The organism is Pseudonocardia alni (assembly GCF_002813375.1).
In the GTDB taxonomy this organism is placed as follows: domain Bacteria; phylum Actinomycetota; class Actinomycetes; order Mycobacteriales; family Pseudonocardiaceae; genus Pseudonocardia; species Pseudonocardia alni.
Genome location: NZ_PHUJ01000003.1, coordinates 770,148 through 790,364 on the forward strand (window position 1 = coordinate 770,148; position 20,217 = coordinate 790,364).

The 20,217-nt window shown below is 75.0% G+C and carries 15 protein-coding genes; 6 read left to right on the plus strand and 9 right to left on the minus strand.

The genetic code is table 11. From position 1 onward, the window contains the following. The first annotated feature begins 71 nt into the window (after positions 1-71). Both ATL51_RS04790 and ATL51_RS04795 read left to right on the plus strand, forming a co-directional pair. Positions 72-2,621 carry a DEAD/DEAH box helicase gene (locus ATL51_RS04790; RefSeq protein ID WP_100877784.1) on the plus strand — a complete coding sequence of 850 codons (2,550 nt, stop codon included), beginning with the start codon at positions 72-74 and terminating at the stop codon, positions 2,619-2,621. 132 nt (positions 2,622-2,753) lie between these two features. Continuing rightward, entirely contained in the window at positions 2,754-4,898 is a 2,145-nt protein-coding gene (locus ATL51_RS04795) for a putative bifunctional diguanylate cyclase/phosphodiesterase (protein WP_100877785.1), read from the plus strand. Positions 4,899-4,900: 2 nt separating this feature from the next. On the opposite strand, the gene ATL51_RS04800 is transcribed toward ATL51_RS04795, so the two are convergent. The 3 genes from ATL51_RS04800 to ATL51_RS04810 all read right to left on the minus strand — a co-directional run bounded on the left by ATL51_RS04800 (position 4,901) and on the right by ATL51_RS04810 (position 7,757). Next, positions 4,901-5,686 (minus strand): LLM class F420-dependent oxidoreductase, encoded by a 786-nt coding sequence (locus ATL51_RS04800; RefSeq protein ID WP_100877786.1) that lies wholly within the window; start codon positions 5,684-5,686, stop codon positions 4,901-4,903. A 56-nt stretch (positions 5,687-5,742) separates the two neighbouring features. Then, positions 5,743-6,615, minus strand: a complete 873-nt coding sequence (locus ATL51_RS04805; protein ID WP_100877787.1) for a DUF742 domain-containing protein — start codon at positions 6,613-6,615, stop codon at positions 5,743-5,745. 203 nt (positions 6,616-6,818) lie between these two features. Beyond that, positions 6,819-7,757 (minus strand): alpha/beta hydrolase, encoded by a 939-nt coding sequence (locus ATL51_RS04810; RefSeq protein WP_073574913.1) that lies wholly within the window; start codon positions 7,755-7,757, stop codon positions 6,819-6,821. A 93-nt stretch (positions 7,758-7,850) separates the two neighbouring features. Here ATL51_RS04810 and ATL51_RS04815 point away from each other — a divergent pair, with 93 nt between their 5' ends. Continuing rightward, positions 7,851-8,780, plus strand: coding sequence for a hypothetical protein (locus ATL51_RS04815; protein ID WP_100877788.1), 930 nt, complete (start codon positions 7,851-7,853; stop codon positions 8,778-8,780). Beyond that, positions 8,774-9,127 (plus strand): GntR family transcriptional regulator, encoded by a 354-nt coding sequence (locus tag ATL51_RS04820; protein ID WP_062394920.1) that lies wholly within the window; start codon positions 8,774-8,776, stop codon positions 9,125-9,127. The genes ATL51_RS04815 and ATL51_RS04820 overlap by 7 nt, the downstream gene beginning before the upstream one ends. Positions 9,128-9,143: 16 nt before the next feature. On the opposite strand, the gene ATL51_RS04825 is transcribed toward ATL51_RS04820, so the two are convergent. Further along, positions 9,144-10,352 (minus strand): acyl-CoA dehydrogenase family protein, encoded by a 1,209-nt coding sequence (locus tag ATL51_RS04825; protein ID WP_073574915.1) that lies wholly within the window; start codon positions 10,350-10,352, stop codon positions 9,144-9,146. Between the two features lie 234 nt (positions 10,353-10,586). On the opposite strand from ATL51_RS04825, the gene fdhA reads away from it, so the two are divergent. Next, on the plus strand, positions 10,587-11,801 hold the full coding sequence (gene fdhA, locus ATL51_RS04830; RefSeq protein ID WP_100880485.1) for a formaldehyde dehydrogenase, glutathione-independent: 1,215 nt from the start codon (positions 10,587-10,589) through the stop codon (positions 11,799-11,801). A 43-nt stretch (positions 11,802-11,844) separates the two neighbouring features. On the opposite strand, the gene ATL51_RS04835 is transcribed toward fdhA, so the two are convergent. Next, positions 11,845-12,687 carry a DUF1932 domain-containing protein gene (locus ATL51_RS04835; protein ID WP_100877789.1) on the minus strand — a complete coding sequence of 281 codons (843 nt, stop codon included), beginning with the start codon at positions 12,685-12,687 and terminating at the stop codon, positions 11,845-11,847. A gap of 217 nt (positions 12,688-12,904) precedes the next feature. Here ATL51_RS04835 and ATL51_RS04840 point away from each other — a divergent pair, with 217 nt between their 5' ends. Next, positions 12,905-13,645 (plus strand): HpcH/HpaI aldolase family protein, encoded by a 741-nt coding sequence (locus ATL51_RS04840; protein ID WP_100877790.1) that lies wholly within the window; start codon positions 12,905-12,907, stop codon positions 13,643-13,645. A 4-nt stretch (positions 13,646-13,649) separates the two neighbouring features. Here ATL51_RS04840 and ATL51_RS04845 read toward each other — a convergent pair whose 3' ends face one another. The 4 genes from ATL51_RS04845 to ATL51_RS04860 form a co-directional block, all read right to left on the minus strand. Then, the gene (locus ATL51_RS04845; RefSeq protein ID WP_100877791.1) at positions 13,650-14,831 is read right to left on the minus strand and encodes a VanZ family protein; all 1,182 of its coding nucleotides are present in this window, start codon (positions 14,829-14,831) and stop codon (positions 13,650-13,652) included. A 54-nt stretch (positions 14,832-14,885) separates the two neighbouring features. After that, a complete protein-coding gene (meaB, locus tag ATL51_RS04850; RefSeq protein WP_073574919.1) occupies positions 14,886-15,869 on the minus strand; it encodes a methylmalonyl Co-A mutase-associated GTPase MeaB in 984 nt (327 codons plus the stop codon). A gap of 119 nt (positions 15,870-15,988) precedes the next feature. After that, positions 15,989-18,199 (minus strand): methylmalonyl-CoA mutase, encoded by a 2,211-nt coding sequence (gene scpA, locus ATL51_RS04855; RefSeq protein WP_100877792.1) that lies wholly within the window; start codon positions 18,197-18,199, stop codon positions 15,989-15,991. Continuing rightward, on the minus strand, positions 18,196-20,127 hold the full coding sequence (locus ATL51_RS04860; RefSeq protein ID WP_208622918.1) for a methylmalonyl-CoA mutase family protein: 1,932 nt from the start codon (positions 20,125-20,127) through the stop codon (positions 18,196-18,198). Before ATL51_RS04860 ends, scpA begins: the two co-directional genes overlap by 4 nt. Positions 20,128-20,217: the final 90 nt, after the last annotated feature.

Consider the following 20,217-nt stretch of genomic DNA (forward strand, 5'->3'; position numbering starts at 1 on the left):
GGGCGAGTGCGGGCGCCACCTCGGCGCTGCGGCGCCCGGTGTCGGGGGTGTCTGCGACGATCGGTCCCATCATGACGCTCACCGACCGGCTGCCGCGCTCCTCCGACCCCGCGAACCCCCCGGATCCCGCCGCGCTGGTGGACACCTTCGCCGAGTGGGCGTTCGACGAGCGCGGTCTGTCGCTGTACCCGGCGCAGGAGGAGGCGCTGCTGGAGCTGGTCACCGGCGCCAACGTGATCCTCTCGACGCCGACGGGCTCGGGGAAGTCGCTGGTCGCGATCGGCGCGCACGCCGCGGCGCTGGCCCGCGGTGAGCGCAGCTTCTACACCGCGCCGATCAAGGCGCTGGTCAGCGAGAAGTTCTTCGCGCTGTGCGAGGTGTTCGGCGCGGACAAGGTCGGCATGCTCACCGGCGACGCCGCGGTGAACGAGAAGGCTCCGATCATCTGCTGCACCGCGGAGATCCTGGCGAACCTCGCCCTGCGCGAGGGCCCCGGGACCGACGTCGGCTCGGTGATCATGGACGAGTTCCACTTCTACGCCGACCCGTCGCGCGGCTGGGCCTGGCAGGTGCCGATCGTCGAGCTGCCGCAGGCGCAGTTCCTGCTGATGAGCGCCACGCTGGGCGACACGTCGTTCTTCGCGGAGGACCTGACCCGGCGCACCGGGCGGGAGACCGCGGAGATCACCTCGGTGGAGCGGCCGGTGCCGCTGCACTTCCGCTACGTCGTCGAGCCGCTGCACGAGACGATCACCGAGCTGCTGTCGACGCGTGAGGCGCCGGTCTACGTCGTGCACTTCACCCAGCAGGCCGCCGTCGAACGGGCGCAGGCGCTGATGAGCGTCAACGTCACCTCCAAGGAGGACAAGGCCGCGATCGCCGAGACGATCGGGGCGTTCCGGTTCACCTCCGGCTTCGGCCGCACCCTGTCCCGCCTGGTGCGCCACGGGATCGGCGTGCACCACGCGGGGATGCTCCCCCGCTACCGGCGGCTGGTGGAGACCCTCGCCCAGGCCGGCCTGCTCAAGGTCATCTGCGGTACCGACACCCTCGGCGTCGGCATCAATGTGCCGATCCGCACGGTGCTGTTCACCGCCCTGTCCAAGTACGACGGGCGCCGCGTGCGCCCCCTCAAGGCCCGCGAGTTCCACCAGATCGCCGGCCGCGCCGGGCGGGCCGGGTACGACACCGTCGGCACCGTCGTCGCGCAGGCCCCCGAGCACGACATCGAGAACGCCAAGGCACTGGCCAAGGCGGGCGACGACCCGAAGAAGCGCCGCAAGGTGCAGCGCAAGCAGCCGCCCGAGGGGTTCGTCGGCTGGTCGGAGACCTCGTTCGAGAAGCTGCAGCAGGCCCGTCCGGAGCCGCTGACCAGCCACTTCGAGGTCACCCACGCGATGCTGCTCAACGTGGTGTCGCGCGGCGGGGACACCTACGCCGCGATGGAGCACCTGCTCACCGACAACCACGAGCCCCGCAAGCGGCAGCTGAAGCACATGCTGCGGGCGATCGCGATCTACCGGGCGCTGCGCACCTCCGGCGTCGTCGAGCAGTACACCGTGGACGGTGCGACCCGTCCACGGGCCCGGGTGGTCGACGAGCTGCAGCTGGACTTCGCGCTCAACCAGCCGCTGTCGCCGTTCGCGCTGGCGGTGTTCGAGCTCCTCGACCAGGAGTCGCCGACCTACGCCCTCGACGTGCTCTCGGTGATCGAGTCGACCCTCGACGACCCCCGTCAGATCCTCGCCGCCCAGCAGAACAAGGCCCGCGGCGAGGCGATCGCGGCGATGAAGGCCGACGGCATCGAGTACGAGGAGCGGATGGCCCGCCTGGAGGAGGTCACCCACCCCAAGCCCCTCGACGAGATGCTGCACGCCGCGCTGGAGACCTACCGCCGCGGCGCGCCGTGGGTCGCCGACGCCGTCCTGTCGCCGAAGTCGGTGGTCCGGGACATGAGCGAGCGGGCGATGACGTTCACCGAATACGTCTCGCACTACCAGCTCGCCCGCTCCGAGGGCCTGGTGCTGCGCTACCTGGCCGACGCCTACCGGGCGCTGCGCCAGACCGTGCCCGAGCACGCCCGCACCGAGGAGCTCACCGACCTCGTGGAGTGGCTGGGCGAGCTGGTCCGCCAGACCGACTCCTCGCTGCTCGACGAGTGGGAGAAGCTCGCCGCCGGGGCGGGTGCCGACGGGGAGGTGCTGCCGCCGGGGGCCGAGGTCGCCGTCGCCACGCCGACCGGGGTCACCGGCAACGCCCGCGCGTTCCGGGTCATGGTGCGCAACGCGCTGTTCCGCCGGGTGGAGCTCGCGGCGATGGGCCGCTACGCCGAGCTGGGCGACCTCGACGCCGACGCCGGCTGGACCGCCGACCGCTGGCGGGACGCCCTGGCCCCCTACTTCGCGATCCACGACCGGATCGGCTTCGGGCCGGACGCGCGCGGGCCCGAGCTGTTCGACCTCACCGAGGAGGCCGACCGCTGGCTGGTGCGCCAGGTCCTCGACGACCCGGCAGGCGACCGGGACTGGGCGATCACCGCCGAGGTGGACCTCGCTGCCTCCGACGAGGCCGGTGAGGCCGTCGTGTGGGTGACGGAGGTGACCGACGGGTCGCCGGCCTGACCCGACCGGCCCGTCGCGGGGCGCCGACGTAACCCGGTCGGCCCCACCGGGCGGGTCGGATCGGTTACGGTGTTCACCGATCATCCCGATCATGAGGGAAGTCCCTCCCACCGGAGCGAACGGGGGCGGTGGATGCAGCAGGCCGACGTCGCCGCTGCTCGCGCCGACCACGGACGGGCGCTCGTCCCCGCAGCACTCCCCGACCCCGCCGACCTCGCCACCCCGTGGACCGCGGAGCTGGCCCGCCGTTCGGTGCTGCCGGTCACGGAGCTGCGCCCGGTCGTCGACCGGGTGACCGGGCAGCTGCGGGCCGCCGCCCTGGCCGAGTGCTACGACCCGGACCTCCCCGCGACCGCCGGCGGGGACCTCGTGCGGGCGCGCATCCACCAGCCGGGCTGCCTGGAGATCGGGATGGAGCTGCTGGGGGCGCACCTGGAGCCGGCCGCGGACACCGCCGCCCGGGTCCGGCGGATCGCGGCCGTGCTGGCGGCGTTCGCCCGCGGGTTCACCGAGGCCACCCGCAGCCTGGTCCTCGCCGAGCACGAGCAGGTCACCCGGGCCGCGCTGGAGGCCCGCCGCGTCGCCGAGGAGGCCCGCCGTCGCTCGGACCTGCGGCTGCGGACCGTCGTCGACTCCGCGGCCGTCGGGATCGTGATCTTCGACCCGGACGGGCGGCTCGTCGAGGTGAACGAGACCGCCGCCGTCATGTCCGGGTACACGCCCGCACAGCTGCTGAGGATGCGGGTCACCGACTTCGTGCCCCGGGAGTCGGCGCCGGAGGTGTGGGCGGAGCGGCCGCGGCTGCTCGACGGCTCCCTGGACCGGCTCCGGGTGGTCCGCCCGGTCCGGCGCGCCGACGACAGCGACGTGTGGATCGACGCCGTGGTCACCCTGCTCGGCCCGATCGGCGGTGACGAGCAGCTGCTCGTCGCGGTGGTGTCCGACGTGACCGACCAGTTGCTGATGCAGGAGAGCCTGGCCCACCAGGCGTCGCACGACCCGCTGACCGGGCTGCCGAACCGGTCGCTGTTCTTCGAACGCCTGCGCGCCGCGATCGACGCGGGCTCCTCCGGTGCCCGCCCGGGGGTCTGCTATCTGGACCTGGACGGGTTCAAGGTCGTCAACGACACCCTGGGCCACCAGGCCGGGGACCGGCTGCTGCAGGTCCTGGCCGACCGGCTCCGGGGCGCGCTGGAGCCCGGCGGGCACCTCGTCGCGCGGATGGGCGGCGACGAGTTCGTCGTGCTGGTGCCGCGCACCGCCGACCGGGCCGAGCTGGAGGAGGTCGCGACCCGCGCGCTGGGGACCGTTCGCCGCCCGGTGCGCGTCGACGGCCGCGACATCGTGATCTCGGCCAGCGTCGGGGTGGTGCGCCACGACGGCGAGCTGGGCATCGACGAGCTGATCGCCGCCGCCGACACCACCCTGTACTCGGCCAAGCGCGCCGGTCGCGGGCGCTACGTGCTCTACGACCGCGACCGGCACCGCGACGACGTCGCCCGCTTCGAGCTGTCCTCGCAGATGCCCGAGGCGCTGCGCCGCGACGACTTCGTGGTCGTCTACCAGCCCCTGGTGCGCCTGGCCGACGAGCAGACCATCGGGGTCGAGGCGCTGGTGCGCTGGCAGCGGCCCGACGGGCAGCTTCTGGGCCCGGACCGGTTCATCCCGCTCGCCGAGGAGACCGGGCTGGTCGTGCCGCTGGGCCGCCGGGTCCTCGACGAGGCGTGTCGGCAGGGCCGGGTCTGGGCCGACGCGTACCCGGGCAGGCCGCTGACGATCAGCGTGAACGTCGCCGCCCGGCAGGTGACCGAGTCGGACCTGGTCGCCGACGTCGCGGCGACGCTGGAGCGCCACGACTGGCCGCCGGAGCTGCTGCAGCTCGAGCTGACCGAGTCCGACCTGATGGGCTCCCCCGGCCGGCCGTTGGCCACGCTGCGCGAGCTCGACCGGCTCGGTGTGAAGATCGCCATCGACGATTTCGGGACCGGCTACTCCAACCTCGCCTACCTGCGGCACCTGCCGGTGCACCGGCTCAAGCTGGCCGGGCACTTCCTGGCCGGGACCGCCGAGCGCGACGACGTCATCCTGCGCACGCTGATCTCGCTGGCCTCCGCGCTGGACCTGGAGGTCACCGCGGAGGCGGTGGAGACCCGGGAGCAGGCGGCGCGGCTGCGCGAGTACGGCTGCGCCAACGCGCAGGGCTGGTACTACGCACCCGCGGTCGTCGCGGAACGGGTCCCGGACCTGATCCGGGACCCGTTCCTGCGTGACCTCTGAGCTCAGCCGTTGCGCTCGTCGCGCCAGGCGATCCAGTCCTTCAGCCGGGACAGGTCGTAGCCGCCCTGGCCGTCCTGGCCGACGGTGAACAGGCGCACCCCGGCGTCGTACAGGGCGGCGCCGTCGTCCTCCGGGGCGCCCTCGACGGCGACCGAGCGTTCGATCTCGGCCGGGTCGCGGCCGATGTCGCGGCAGTGCCCGTCGAGGATGCCGCTCTTGCGGGTGACGGTGTCGACGTCGCCGAAGCCGTGCCAGATGCCGGCGTGCTCGGCGGTGTAGCGCAGGGTCTTCTTCTCGCCCCCGCCGCCGATGAGGATCGGGATGTCGCGGGTCGGCGCCGGGTTGAGCGCCGACCAGCGGCTCCGGATGCGGGGCAGGGCCGCGGCCAGGTCGTTCAGCCGGCCGCCCGCGGTGCCGAACTCGTAGCCGTACTCGTCGTAGTCGCGCTGGAACCAGCCGGAGCCGATGCCCAGGATCAGCCGGCCGTCGGAGATGTGGTCGACGGTGCGGGCCATGTCGGCGAGCAGCTCGGGGTTGCGGTAGCTGTTGCAGGTCACCAGGGCGCCGATCTCCACCCGGGAGGTCGCCTCGGCCCAGGCGCCGAGCATGGTCCAGCACTCGAAGTGCTTGCCGTCGGGCTCGCCGTAGAGCGGGAAGAAGTGGTCCCAGTTGAAGACGACGTCGACGCCGGCCTCCTCGGCGGCGGCCACGGTGCGGCGGATGTCGGCGTAGTCGGCGTGCTGGGGCTGCAGCTGCAGTCCGATGCGGACGGGACGGGGATCGGTCATGTCCCCATCCTGGCCCCGGCGGGCGGGCCCCGCAGGACACCCGCGGGCCCGGCGGGTCAGAGCCGGCGCAGCCCGGCCAGCACCCGGTCCATCAGCGCGACGCTCGGCCCGTCCTCCGCCGAGGACACACCGTGCACCACCAGGCGCCCCTCGGAGGCGAGGTCGTCGATGAGCACCCGGGCGACGCCCAGCGGCACCGCGGCGAGCGCCGCGACCTCCGACACCGACCGGGGCCGGGTGCACAGCCGCAGCACCGCGGCGCGCTCGACCGAGTCGGCGCGCGGGACGGGGCCGGGGGCGGGCCGCACCGAGACCAGCGTCTCCAGCCGCAGCTCGGCGCGGACCCGGGTACGGCCGCCGGTCATGACGTAGGGCCGGACCGGGGCGAACGCCGGGACCTCGAGCGGCGCGGCGTCCGGCGGCGCGATGAGCTGGGGCGCCGGGTGCCGGAGCGCGGGCGGGGAGGACGCGGGGCCCGCCGCCGCGGCCGGACGACCCGGTCCCGGCGCGGTGCGGCCGGCGACCACGGGCAGCGGCGCGGTGTCGGCGGGCCCGGGGGTGCCGGCGTCGCCGTCCGGGCCGCGACCGGTGCCCGCCGCCGCGGGGTCACCGGTCGCGGTGCCGCCCGCCGTGGTGTCGCCCGCCGTGGTGTCGCCCGCCGGGTGCCCGGCCGACTCCACGCGGGCCGCCGCACGGCGCGCCGCCCGCTCGCGGCGGCTCAGCCGGGTGCGCTTCGCGGAGTGCCCGCCGAACCGCGCCCCGGTCACTCCGACCAGGTTCTCCGGCCCGGACTCCGGCTCCTCCGCCACGACGGTGGGCTCCGGGTCCGGCTCCGGCGGCCTGCCGTGCGGGTACTCCGGGTCGGGGGCGTGCCGGGACGGGGGCGCCCCGAACCGGGCCCCGGTGCGTCCGATCTCCGACCGTGCCATCCACCCTCCGCGCCTCGCGGCCGCGGCGACCCACGGGCGCCGCTGTCGTCCGTTCCGTCCCGCGGTGCGGTCGTCGTCACGATGCGCGACCGGGGAGCCACAGGGTGGCGCGGGACGACTACCGCACCGTGTCGCCCGTGTCACATCCGTGTGACGCGACCTCGTCGGTGCAGGTCACGAGCACAGCGGTTCACCCGATCCGGCTAGCGACGCAGCAGCGTGGTGAACGTGGCCAGCGCCTGCCCGGCGATCCGCTCGGCCGCGGGCACGACGCCGAGGAACGCGACGTAGCCGTGGATGAGACCGGGTCCGTCGACCTCGGTGACCTCCACCCCGCCCGCGCGCAGCGCCGCGGCCCAGTCGCGGCCCTCGTCGCGCAGCGGGTCGAACTCGGCGGTGGCGACCACCGCGGGCGCCAGCCCGGACGGGTCGGCGGGCGCGGCGGCCCCCAGCGGCGCGACCTCGGGGTCGGCCGGGGCGGGGCCGGACAGCAGGCTGTCCCAGAACCACCGCATGTCCGCCGCGGTGAGGAAGTAGCCCTCGCCGTTCTCCCGGTGCGACGGCGTCGCCCCCTCCGGCGCGAGGGCCGGGTAGAACAACAGCTGGGCGGCCGGGCGCGGGCCGCCGCGGTCGCGACAGCGCAGCGCCAGCCCGGCGACCATGCTCGCCCCGGCGCTGTCGCCCGCCAGCCCGAGCCGCCGGCCCGGGAACCGGCCTGCGACGGCGAGCAGCGCGGCCCAGGCGTCGTCGAGCGGCGCGGGGTGCGGGTGCTCGGGCGCGAGCCGGTAGTCCACCGCGACGACGACCGCGCCGGTCGCATTCGCCACCCGCCGGCACACCGGGTCGTGGGTCTCCAGGTCCCCGACGACCCACCCACCGCCGTGCAGGTAGAGCACGACGGCCGCGCCGTCGTCGCCCTCGGGGACGTAGGTGCGCAGCGGCACCGGGCCCGCCGGGCCGGGGACGGTGTCGTCGTCGACCCGGCCGACCTGCTCGGGGACGAACCCCGGTCCGCGACGGGCCAGGGCGAGCGACCGGTAGTGGGCCCGGGTGGCGACCGGGTCGCCGTCGCGGACCAGCGGCAGGGCCCCCGCCCCGGCGAGGGTGTCGAGCACGGTCCGGAACGCGGGGTCGAGCGCCATGGTCGTGACGCTAGCCGGTCCCCGGGGGATGTGCAGACAGCATTGTTCTAGTACATTACGAACAAGTTCGGATCACTCGACGAGAGGGACGCCATGACCACACCCGTCGTGCGCACGAGCCGTCGCCGGCTCCTCGCCACCGCACCGGCCACCGCACTGACCGTCGCGGGCCTGGCCGCCCTGGTGGCCACCCAGCCGCCCGGCCGGACGCTCCAGACCACCCTCGCGGTGGTCGTCGTGGGCCTGCTCGCGATCGGGCTGCCGCTGCTGCGGCTGCGCTCCGGGCGGCCCGACGTGGAGCGCCGCGCCGTCGGCACCGCCTGGGCCTTCGCCGTCATCGTGTGGTGGGTGCCCGGCACCCGGCTGGCTCCGCAGGTCCCGGGCTGGGCCTGGACCGCCGGCGTGCTGGCGGCGGTCGCCGCCGCCTACGGCATCGGACACCTGCTGGCCGGGCCGGACGCCCCGCGGCCGTCGGCGACCGGCAGCGCCCCGGCCGGCGCGGTGCGCACCCCGCTCGCGCCCGGTGAGCGGTACCTGTGGGCCCGCACCGTGCTGTCCCGCCCCACCCTGGTCGTCGCGGCGGTGCTGCTCCTGGCCGCCGTCGCCCAGCTGGCGGCCGGCGGCAGCGCGGTGCTGGTCGTCGTGCTCGTCGCCGCCGCCGTCGTCTCGACCGCACTGACCGCCGTCGCCCGGGTCCGTGTCGACGGCGACGGGGTACACGTCCGGCAGGCGCTGCTCGGACGGCCGCTGGCCGAGGCACCGCTCACCGAGGTCCGCGGCGCGCGGTCGGAGCAGCTCGACCCGGAGCGCTTCGGATGGAACGAGTACGGCGTCCTGCGCCGGTCGCCGTCCGTGCTCGGCTACCGCGCCCGGCGGGCCGGGGAGGCGCTGGTGCTCGACCTCACCGACGACCGCCGGTTCGTGGTCACGGTGCCCGACGCCGCCACCGCGGCCGGGCTGGTCAACGCCGAACTCGACCGTCGCGCCGGGCACGGCGCGGCCGGCGCCGCACCGTCGTGCTGATCCGGGTCGACCCGTCGTCGCCGGTGCCGCTCGGGGACCAGGTCGCGGCCTCGGTCCGCCGGGCGGTCGCCGACGGCCGGGCCGCCGCCGGGGACCGGCTGCCCCCGGCCCGCGAGGTCGCGGGCGCACTGGGGATCAATCTGCACACCGTGCTGCGCGGCTACCAGCAGCTGCGCGACGAGGGCCTGGTCGACCTGCGGCGCGGCCGCGGGGCCGTGCTCACCGAGCGGGCCACCGGTGGACGCGCCGAGCTGGAGCGCAAGGCCGGTGAGCTGGCCGAACTCGCCCGGCGGCTCGGGCTCGACGAGTCCGACGCCCTCGGCGCGGTGCGGGCCGCCTTCCGCTGACGCCGCGGCGCCGCCGTCAGCCGAGCGGGCTGCGCGGCAGCAGCCGGTCGGAGATGATCTTGCGCTGGATCTCGCTGGTCCCCTCGAAGATCGTGGTCAGCCGGGCGTCGCGCCAGTGCCGTTCCACCTGGTGCTCGGTGGTGTAGCCGTTGCCGCCGTGCAGCTGGATGCCGTCCGCGGTGACCTCGGCGGCCATCTCGGTGGCCAGCAGCTTGACCATCGCCGCCTCCCGCTCGCAGGGCTCGCCGAGGTCGAGCCGGTGCGCCACGTTCTGGTAGAAGGCGCGGGCCTGCTCGACCCGGGCGGCCATCGTCGCGAGGGTGAACCGGACGGCCTGGAAGTCGCCGATCGGGTGCTCGAACTGGTGGCGTCGCTGCAGGTAGCGCACGCAGTCCTCGACGGCGGCCCTGGCGAGCCCGACCGCCCGCGCGGCGGTGTGCACCCGGGCGATGTTCAGCCACGACTGGGCGTCGGCGAATCCCTCGCCGCCGGCGCCGAGCTGGTTGCCGACCGGCACCCGCACGCCGTCGAACTCCAGGTCCCAGGTGACGAAGCCGTGGTAGCCGATCTTGTCGATCGGGCGGCCGGTGATCCCGGCGGGGAAGGTGTCGCGCTCCTTCTCCACGACGACCGTCGCCAGGCCCGCGGAGCGCTTCTCCCCCGGCGCAGGGTCGTCGGTGCGCACCAGCACCTGGATGAAGTCGGCGGCCTTGGCGTTGCCGGTCCAGCGCTTGTGCCCGGTGATCACGAACTCGTCGCCGTCGCGGACCGCGCGGGTCTCCACCCCGGCCAGGTCGGACCCGGCGTCGGGCTCGGACAGCGCGATCGCGCCGATCCACTGCCCGCGGGCCGACCGGCGCAGCAGCTCCGCACGGCGCTCCGGGTCGGTGACGGCGGTCCCGGCGCCCTGCGCACGGGCGATGATCGACCCGACGCTCATCCACGCCCGGGCCAGCTCCTCGGCGACCATGCAGTACTCGAACGCCCCGAGACCCAGCCCGCCGTGCTCACGGTCGACGGTGATGCCGAAGTAGCCCAGCTCGCCCATCTCGTCGAGCAGGTCGCGCGGGATCTCGCCCTTGCGCGGATCCAGCTCGTCGGCGACGGGCAGCACCCGGGTCGCGGCGAACTCGCGGGCCTGCTTCTGCAACGCCTCGCGCTCGGGGGTGTGGTACGGCGCGGTCAGTACCGGGACAGGCGGCTCGAGAAGATCGTCACTGGCCATGGGCGCAGTATCACCCGTCCCGGCCGCCCCCGCCCGGACCCGACCGGTCCGGCCCCGACCATCGGCACAGGACCGCTGCGGCACGCATCGCCGCGTGCGCATGTCCGTACGGGGTGGGAGGGTCGGCAGCGGGCGGCGCGGCCCGACCCGTGGGGGCGCGGGATCGGTGTGGCCGGGTCGCCGCCGCGCGGCCGCGACCGCGGTCCGCGCGCCCACGCAGGAGGGGAGCGCACCATGCCCGACAACCGCGTCGTCGTGTACAAGGGACCCGGCGAGGTCGCCGTCGAGTCGATCGACTACCCGAAGCTGGAGCTGCCCACCGACGTCGTCGACGGCCTCGGCATCCAGCGCAAGGCTCCGCACGCGGCGATCCTGAAGATCGTCACCACCAACATCTGCGGATCCGACCAGCACATGGTCCGCGGCCGCACCACCGCACCGGTCGGGCAGTCGCTCGGCCACGAGATCACCGGCGAGATCGTCGAGATCGGCGACGACGTGCTGTTCGCGAAGGTCGGCGACATCTGCTCGGTGCCGTTCAACATCGCCTGCGGGCGCTGCCGGATGTGCAACGAGGGCAAGACCGGCGTCTGCCTCAACGTCAACCCGGCCCGTCCCGGCGCCGCCTACGGCTACGTCGACATGGGCGGCTGGATCGGCGGCCAGGCCGAGTACGTGATGGTGCCCTTCGCCGACTTCAACCTGCTGCGCTTCCCCGACCGCGACCAGGCGTTGGAGAAGATCCTCGACCTCACGATGCTGTCGGACATCTTCCCGACCGGCTACCACGGCGCGGTGACCGCCGGGGTCACCACCGGGTCGACGGTGTACGTGGCCGGCGCCGGGCCGGTCGGGCTGGCCGCGGCGCACGCCGCGCAGCTGCTGGGGGCGGCGGCGGTCGTCGTCGGGGACATGATCCCCGAGCGGCTCGCGCAGGCGCGCAGCTTCGGCTGCGAGACCGTCGACCTGTCCGGCGACGGCACCCTGGCCGAGCAGCTGGAGCAGCTGCTCGGCGAGCCCGAGGTCGACGCCGCCGTCGACGCCGTCGGGTTCGAGGCCCGCGGGCACGGCCGCGACGCCGGGGAGGCGCCCGCGACCGTGCTCAACTCGGTCATGGAGGTGACCCGGGTCGGCGGCGCGCTCGGCATCCCGGGGCTCTACGTCACCGGCGACCCGGGTGCCGCCGACGACAAGGCCAAGGAGGGCACCCTCGGCGTGCGGATCGGGCTGGGCTGGGCGAAGTCGCACAGCTTCACCACCGGTCAGTGCCCGGTGAAGAAGTACAACCGGCAGCTGATGCAGGCGATCCTGTCCGACCGGGCGCAGATCGCGAAGGCGGTCAACGCGACCACGATCTCGCTGGACGACGCCCCGCGCGGCTACCAGGAGTTCGACGGCGGCGTGGCCCGCAAGTTCGTGATCGACCCGCACGGCAGCGTCGCGGCGTGAGACCGGCCGGGTCCGGTGCCGCCGTCGCGGTGCCGGGCCCGGCTCACCCGCCAGCCCCGGCCGCGCGCCGGTAGAGCTCGGCGGCGGCGCGGGAGAAGCCGTCGGGCACCCCGGCGGCGGCGAACGCGTCGGCCGCCTCGTCCATCTCCCCCGCCCAGCGCCACGCCTTTCCCGCCATCCGCTCGCGGGCGCGGGCCAGCGCGGCGGCGTGGTCGACCCCGGCCCGGTCCAGCTCGGCGTGCAGGGCCCCGGTGACGCCGAACGCCGCGGCGGCCTCCTCGAGCGCCAGCCACAGCATGGGTGCCGCCTTGCTCTGCAGCGCGAAGCAGGCCTTCAGCCCGCTCGCGGCGCCCAGGTCGGTCCCGGCGGTACCGAGCACCCTGGCGTCGAACGGGCCCGGCTCGAACAGGGTGGCGGCGGTGTCCGCCCCCGGCCCGGACAGCCACAGCGTCGTGGTGCCCGCCGTCCAGGCGGGCGGGCCGATGACGGCGCCGTCGCAGACGGTCGCGCGGTCGCCGAGCAGTGTCGCGATACCGCGGACGGTGTCCGGGGACACCGCGTTGGCCTCGACGTAGAGCGGGCGGTCGGTGCGCCCGGCCAACCCGGCGCCCGCCAGGCCGGCGACCTCGCGCGCGGCGTGCGGCGGGCAGATCGACACGATCACGTCGGCCCGGGCGGCGAGGTCGGCGACGGTCGGCACCGCCTGCAGGTCGGCCAGCTCGGCGCGCTTGGCGGTGGCGTGCGAGCGCCCGGCGTCGGCCCAGATCACCGCGCCCGCGCGGGCCTTGAGCGCCGATCCGAGCGCGGCGCCCATCGCGCCGGGGTGCAGGACCCCGACCACCGGCCGGGCGGGCAGGGACACCGGCTGCGCGGACGGCGACGACATGGGGTGATGATGGCACCCCGCCCCACCCGTCGCGGCGGGCTCACCCCGTCCCGAGTGCGGCGGCCAGGTCGTCGAGCACCACGCGCGTGGCCTGCGGGCGCGTTGAGGAACCAGGTGTCGTCGTCGACGGCGGTGGTGTGCCGGACAGGCGCCCGGCACACCACGGGACGACGGTCTCGACTGGCGTGGCGGGCGGGCGGGGCGGCACGGTCGTCGGATGACCCCTGATCCCCTGTTCACCGGCGACGCGGTCGGTGGCTGGCTGCAGCTGCCCTCCCCCGCCGTCGCCGAGATCGCCGGCTCCGTCGGGTTCGACCTGGTCTGCGTCGACACCCAGCACGGCCTGATCGGCGACGACACCGTCCTGGGCATGCTGCAGGCCCTGTCCGCGACGGGCACGCCGTCGCTGGTGCGGGTCCCCGGCCACGGCGCCGAGGGCATCGGGCGGGCCCTGGACCGGGGCGCCGACGGCGTGATCGTCCCGCTGGTCGACACCGCCGAGCAGGCCGCTGCGGCGGTCGCGGCGTGCCGCTACCCGCCGGACGGGGTCCGCAGCTTCGGGCCGGTCCGCCCCTCGTGGCAGGACCGCGACGTGTTCGCACCCCCGCGCACGGTGGTGATGGTGGAAACGGTCGCGGCCGTGGCGAACCTGCCCGACATCGTGGCCGTCGACGGGGTCGCGGCGGTGTTCGTCGGGCCGTCGGACCTGGCGCTGGCGCACGGGCTCCCGCTCGCCGCCCAGGGCGACGGCGGCCCGGAGTCCGACCGGCACGCCGAGCTGGTCTCCGGGATCACCGCGGTGTGCGCGGAGGCCGGGGTACCGGTGGGGATCTACTGCGAGTCCCCCGCGCACGTCCGCCGCTTCCGGGCGCTGGGGTGCACCTTCACGATGCTCGCCGCCGAGCAGGCGATCCTGCGGTCGGCGCTGGCGGAGAAGCTGGCCGACGCCCGGCCCTGAGCCGTCAGCCCGCGGAGCGGTCGGGCGCTGCGGGGCGGTCGGGCACAGCGGGGCGGTCGGGCACAGCGGGCCGGTCGGCCGGGGCGGTGCGGGCGGGCTCCCGGGCGTCGACCATCGTGAGCCCGGTGAGCCGGCCGGCCACCCCGCGGTGGCCGGTGCTGCGCCGGAGCCCGACCAGGCCCGCGATCCCCCACAGCAACCCGAGCACGCCGAGCGCGCCGGACGGCCCGGAGAGCAGCAGGAACCCTCCGGTGCCGAGCAGTACCCGGGCGACGCGGCGCCCGCGGCCGGGGACGCCGCCGCCGGGCAGCGCAGGCCGCAGCCGCACCGCCCGCTGGCCGACGGTGCCGCCGCGCCCCACCAGCGGCACCACCAGGAACACCAGCAGCGGCAGCCAGAACCCGAGGACGGTGTTCGCGGTGTCGAACCAGTCGGGCAGCGGCCCGCCGGTGTACCCGGTCAGCGCGGTCCCGGCGAGCAGCAGCGAGCCGAGCAGGGACCCGGTCACCCAGACCGCCGCCAGGTCGCAGAGGGCTCCGAGCAGCCGGCGCCCGGCCGTCACCGGGGCCGGCCGGTCGGGGTCGGCGCCGGCGTCCCACGAGCGGGGCCGCACCAGGGCGGCGGCGAGACCGCCGAGCAACGCGCCCGCGGTGTTGGCGATCAGGTCGTCGACGTCGGCGAGCCGGTAGGCGCACGGGAACAGGAACCAGTTGCCGGTGTACTGGGTGGCCTCGACGAGCAGGGACACCGCGAGCCCGGCGGCCACGGTGACCGGCAGCGAGCGACGGAACACCCCGCGCAGGAACCAGCCCAGCGGCGCGAACAGCGCCACGTTGAGCACCACCTGCTGCACCGCGGCGTTCGCGAGCCAGGCCCGCACCCCGGTCGAGTCCTGGCGGGCGGCGATCCGGGTGACGTCGCCGACGAAGGCGAACGGCCGGGTCTGCAGCGAGTCCGCCGCGGTGCGCCCGGCGCAGAACGCCGCGTCGACCTGGGGCAGCGGGAGCAGGGTGTAGCCGAGGACCGCCAGCCCGTACACCGGGACGGCGACGAGTACGGCCAGCTCGCCGGGCCCGAAGCGACCGCGGCGGCGGTAGGTCAGCGCGACGGCCGGGACGAGTACGGCGAGCACCAGCGCCGACCCGAGCCCGATCGCGAGCACCCCGGGGATGATCCGGTCGTTCACGGTCGCCGACGTTAGCGATCGTCCGGGGTGCGCCCAGGGACCGAAACGGGTGGTTCAGCCCAGGACGTCGAGGATCTGCTGGGCGGCGAGGGTGGGGGTGAGCCCGCCGTCGCGGACCTCGGCGGTGAGCTTCGGGAGCCGCTCGGCCGTCGCCGGGTCGTGCAGCACCCGGTCCATGAGCCGGTCGCGCACCATCTGCCACATCCACTCGACCTGCTGGTCGGCGCGCCGGGTCGCGAGCTCACCGCCCTTGTCGAGGGCCTCGCGGTGGGCGGTGACCTTCTCCCACACGGTGTCCAGGCCCTTCCCGGTCTGCGCGGAGCAGGACAGCACCGGGGTGCGCCAGTGCGCCGAGGTGGGGGTCATCATGTGCAGCGCGCCGGCGAGCTCGCGGGCCGCGGCGCGGGCGTCGCGCTCGTGCGGGCCGTCGGCCTTGTTCACGGCGACGACGTCGGCGAGCTCCAGGATGCCCTTCTTGATCCCCTGCAGCGCGTCGCCGGTGCGGGCGATGGTGAGGAACAGGAAGGTGTCGACCATCCCGGCGACGGCGGTCTCGGACTGGCCGACCCCGACGGTCTCGACGAGGACGACGTCGAACCCGGCGGCCTCCATGACGACCATCGTCTCCCGGGTGCGGCGGGCGACCCCGCCGAGCGTGCCCGCCGACGGCGACGGCCGCACGAACGCGTGCGGGTCGACGGCCAGGCGCGGCATCCGGGTCTTGTCACCCAGGATGGACCCGCGGGTACGGGTAGACGACGGGTCGACGGCGAGGACCGCCACCCGGTGCCCCCGGGCGGTGAGTGTGGAGCCCATCGCCTCGATGAAGGTCGACTTCCCGACCCCGGGTACCCCGGAGATACCGACCCGCACCGCGTGCCCGGCCTTCGGGGTCAGCTCCAGGAGCAGCTCCTGGGCGGCCCGCTGGTGGTCGGGCCTGCTGGACTCGACCAGGGTGATCGCCCGGGCGAGCAGGGTGCGGTCGCCGGCCAGGACCCCGCGGGCGAGCTCCGCGGGGTCGGGGACGCGAGGGGCCATCGGCGGGACTCTCCTTGCGGGTCGGCACCGCGCCCGGTGCGCGGGTGGGCGCACCGGGCGCGGCGACGCGGCACGATGACGAGCAACCGTGACGGCGGCGCCGTCACGGCGGCGGTGACTCAGTCGGCGTAGACGCTGCCGGTCCGCGCGGACGTGTCCGGGTCGTCGTGACCGAGCGCGGCGGCCAGCTTGCCGAGCAGGTCGACCGCGGCCTCGGCGATGACCGTGCCGGGCGGGAACACCGCGGCCGCGCCCATCTCCAGCAGCTCCGGCACGTCCGCGGGCGGGATGACCCCGCCGACGACGACCATGATGTCGTCGCGCCCCAGCTCGGCGAGCTCGCGGCGCAGCTCCGGGACCAGCGTGAGGTGCCCGGCGGCCAGCGAGCTGGCGCCGATCACGTGCACGTCGGACTCGGCGGCCTGCTTCGCGACCTCGGCCGGGGTCTGGAACAGCGGCCCGACGTCGACGTCGAAGCCGATGTCGGCGAACGCGGTCGAGATGACCTTCTGGCCGCGGTCGTGGCCGTCCTGGCCCATCTTCGCGACCAGGATGCGGGGCTGGCGGCCCTCGTGGCCGGCGAACTCGGAGACGAGCTCGCGGGCGCGGTCGATCGCCGGGTTCTGCCCGGCCTCGGCGGAGTACACACCGGAGATGATGCGGATCTGTCCGGCGTGGCGCCCGAAGACCTTCTCGAGTGCGTCGGAGATCTCCCCGACCGTGGCCTGGTCGCGGGCCGCGTTGACGGCCAGCTGGAGCAGGTTCTCGTCGTCGGAGCGCGACGAGCCCTCGGCGATCTTCTCCGCGGCGCCGGTGAGCGCGCGCAGGGCCTCGTCGACGGCGCGGTCGTCGCGCTCGGCGCGGAGCCGGGCCAGCTTCTCGAGCTGCTCGCGGCGCACGTTCGCGTTGTCGACCTTGAGCACGTCGATCTGCTCGTCGGCCTCGACGACGTACTTGTTGACGCCGATCACCGGCTGGCGGCCCGAGTCGATCCGGGCCTGGGTGCGGGCCGCGGCCTCCTCGACGCGCATCTTGGGGATGCCGGCGTCGATGGCCTGGGCCATGCCGCCGGCCTTCTCGACCTCGTCGATGTGCGCCCACGCCCGCTTCGCGAGGTCGTAGGTGAGCTTCTCCACGTAGTAGGAGCCGCCCCACGGGTCGACGACGTTCGTGGTGCCCGACTCCTGCTGCAGCAGCAGCTGGGTGTTGCGCGCGATCCGCGCGGAGAAGTCCGTCGGCAGCGCGAGGGCCTCGTCGAGGGCGTTGGTGTGCAGCGACTGGGTGTGGCCCTGGGTGGCGGCCATCGCCTCGACGCAGGTGCGGACGACGTTGTTGTAGACGTCCTGCGCGGTCAGCGACCAGCCGGAGGTCTGCGAGTGCGTCCGCAGCGACAGCGACTTGGCGTTCTGCGGCTCGAACCGGTTCACGAGCTTGGACCAGAGCAGGCGCGCGGCCCGCATCTTGGCGACCTCCATGAAGAAGTTCATGCCGATCGCCCAGAAGAAGCTCAGCCGCGGGGCGAACTTGTCGATGTCCAGCCCGGCGTCGACCCCGGCCCGCAGGTACTCCACGCCGTCGGCGAGGGTGTAGGCGAGCTCCAGGTCGTTGGTCGCCCCCGCCTCCTGGATGTGGTAGCCGGAGATGGAGATCGAGTTGAACTTCGGCATCTCGCGGCTGGTGAAGCCGAAGATGTCGGAGATGATCTGCATCGACGGCTGCGGCGGGTAGATGTAGGTGTTGCGGACCATGAACTCCTTCAGGATGTCGTTCTGAATGGTTCCGGTCAGCTTCTCGGGGCTCACGCCCTGTTCCTCGGCGGCGACGATGTAGAGCGCCAGCACCGGGAGCACGGCGCCGTTCATCGTCATCGACACCGACATCTTGTCCAGCGGGATGCCGTCGAAGAGCTGGCGCATGTCGAGGATCGAGTCGATCGCGACCCCGGCCATGCCGACGTCGCCGGCGACGCGCGGGTGGTCGGAGTCGTAGCCGCGGTGGGTGGCCAGGTCGAACGCGATCGACAGGCCCTTCTGCCCGGCGGCGAGGTTGCGCCGGTAGAACGCGTTCGACTCCGCGGCGGTGGAGAACCCGGCGTACTGGCGCACCGTCCACGGCTGGTTGGTGTACATCGTCGGGTACGGCCCGCGCAGGTACGGGGTGATGCCCGGGTAGGTGTGCAGGAAGTCGACGCCGGCGAGGTCGTCGGCGGTGTAGAGCGGCTTGACGCCGATCCCCTCCGGCGCCTCCCAGGCGTCGGCGGAGCCGGTCCAGGTGGTCGCGGGGGTGGTGTCGCCCAGCAGCGGCACGCCGGTGAAGTCGGGAATGCTCACTTCGAGCCCTCCAGGTGGGTGTACACGTCGTCGAGGACGGCGAGGGCGTCGCAGCCGGCGAACAGGTGGCCGTCGACGCCGGGCACCTCGTCCTTCGGCTTCCCCGCGAGCAGGATGCGCGCGGCACCGGCCTCGCGCAGCGCGGCGGCGGTCTCGGCGGCGCGCTCGTCGTAGACCGTGTCCGAGGAGCAGAGCACCACGACCGGCGTCCCGTCCTTGCCGTAGGCGTCGACGACGTCCGCGGTGGAGTCGGTCGGGCCGGCGTCGACGGTGTCGACGCCACCGGCGGCCAGCAGGTTGCGGGTGAACCCGGCGCGGGCGGTGTAGACCGCGAGCGGGCCGAGGGTGGCGAGGAAGGCGGTGGGGCGCGAGCCCGTCTCGCCCAGCAGCGCGTCGGAGCGGTCCCGGTGGGCCTCGTAGGCCTCGGCGGGGCGGTAGAGCGGCAGTCCCCCGCGCTCGACGGCCGGCGGCAGCGGGGTGCGCTCGACCGGCTTCTCGTTCAGGTCGGGGAACTCCGAGACGCCGGTGAGCGGCGTCCTCCGCTTCGCGACGTCGGCCTCGCGGCGGGCGCGGACCTCGCCGACCCGCTCGGCGACCAGGCCGGAGTCGAGGGCGGCGACGGCCCCACCCGCGGCCTCGATCTCGACGAAGAACTCCCAGGCCGGCCCGGCGAGGTCGTCGGTGAGGTGCTCGATGTACCAGGAGCCGCCGCCCGGGTCGATGACCCGCGCCAGGTGCGCCTCCTCCACGAGCAGGTTCTGGGTGTTGCGGGCGATGCGGCGGGAGAACGGCTCGGCGACGCCGAGGGCGGCGTCGAAGGGCGGCACGGTGACCGCGTCGGCCCCGCCGACGCCCGCGGCGAACCCGGCGACGGTGCCGCGGAGCATGTTGACCCACGGGTCGCGGCGGGTGAACAGCGCCTCGGGGACGGTGGCGTGCTGGGTCTGCGGCACGTCGGTGACGCCGGAGGCCTCCAGCACCCGGGCCCACAGCCGCCGCCCGGCGCGCAGGGCGGCGATCGTCGGGAACTGCTCGGGGGTGGCGGCGTAGCGGAACTCGAGCAGCCGCGCCGCGTCGGCGACGGCGATCCCGGCCGCGTCGAGCGCCCGCAGGTAGGCGACGCCCGCGGCCAGGGACCAGCCCAGCTCCTGGGCGTCGGAGCCGCCCGCCTCGCGGATCACGGTCGCGTCGACGGTGATCGCGGTGACCTTGTCGAAGGTGCCGTGGACGCGGCGGGCGACCTCGACGACCGAGTCGACGTCCGGGCCGGACCCCGCGCGGGCGCGCAGCCCGATCGGGTCCACGCCCAGCGAGCCGAGCAGCTCGGCGTCCTCGACGCCGTTGCGCGCGGCCAGGTCCAGGTAGGCGTGCGCGGCGGCGACCTGCTCGGTCCCGGCGTCCAGGGCGACCCCGGCCAGGTCCAGGTGCACGCCCTCCAGGGCGCGGGCCAGGTCGGCGACGGCGACGCCGCCCTCGCCCACGCGCAGCCACACCGAGGTGACGCCGCACTCCAGGTCGGCCAGCACGGCCTCGCGGACGGCCGCCGGATCGGTGCCGGCGTGGCGCTGGCGGATGTCCCAGCCGTCGGGTACGTGCCCGTCGGTGCGGGCGCCGCGGGTGAACGGCCACGACCCCGGCACGCCGGTGGGCGGCAGGTCGGTGGTGTCCTCGTCGGCGTAGAGCGGCGCGACACGGATGCCGTCGGGTGAGGTGCGGGTCAGGGTCTCGACCCCGGCCCCGAGCTCGGCGTCCTCGCCGATCCGGCCCGACTTGCGCACCACCGCGTCCGCGGCGGCGAGCCACTGGTCACGGGTGACCGGGTCGAAGCCACCGGCCAGGACCAGCTCCTCCGGCTCCACCGGACCGTCCACGGCAGAGCCCTCCGGACCGGCTGCGCGGTCGACCGCGCTGCGGTCACTGTCCGTCATCCGCTCTGTTCTCCTCACCGGCCCGCGGGGCGGCCTCGTTGCCCGCCGGATGGCGCCGTCGTCGACGCCACCGAAGTGCAGCGGAGTCTA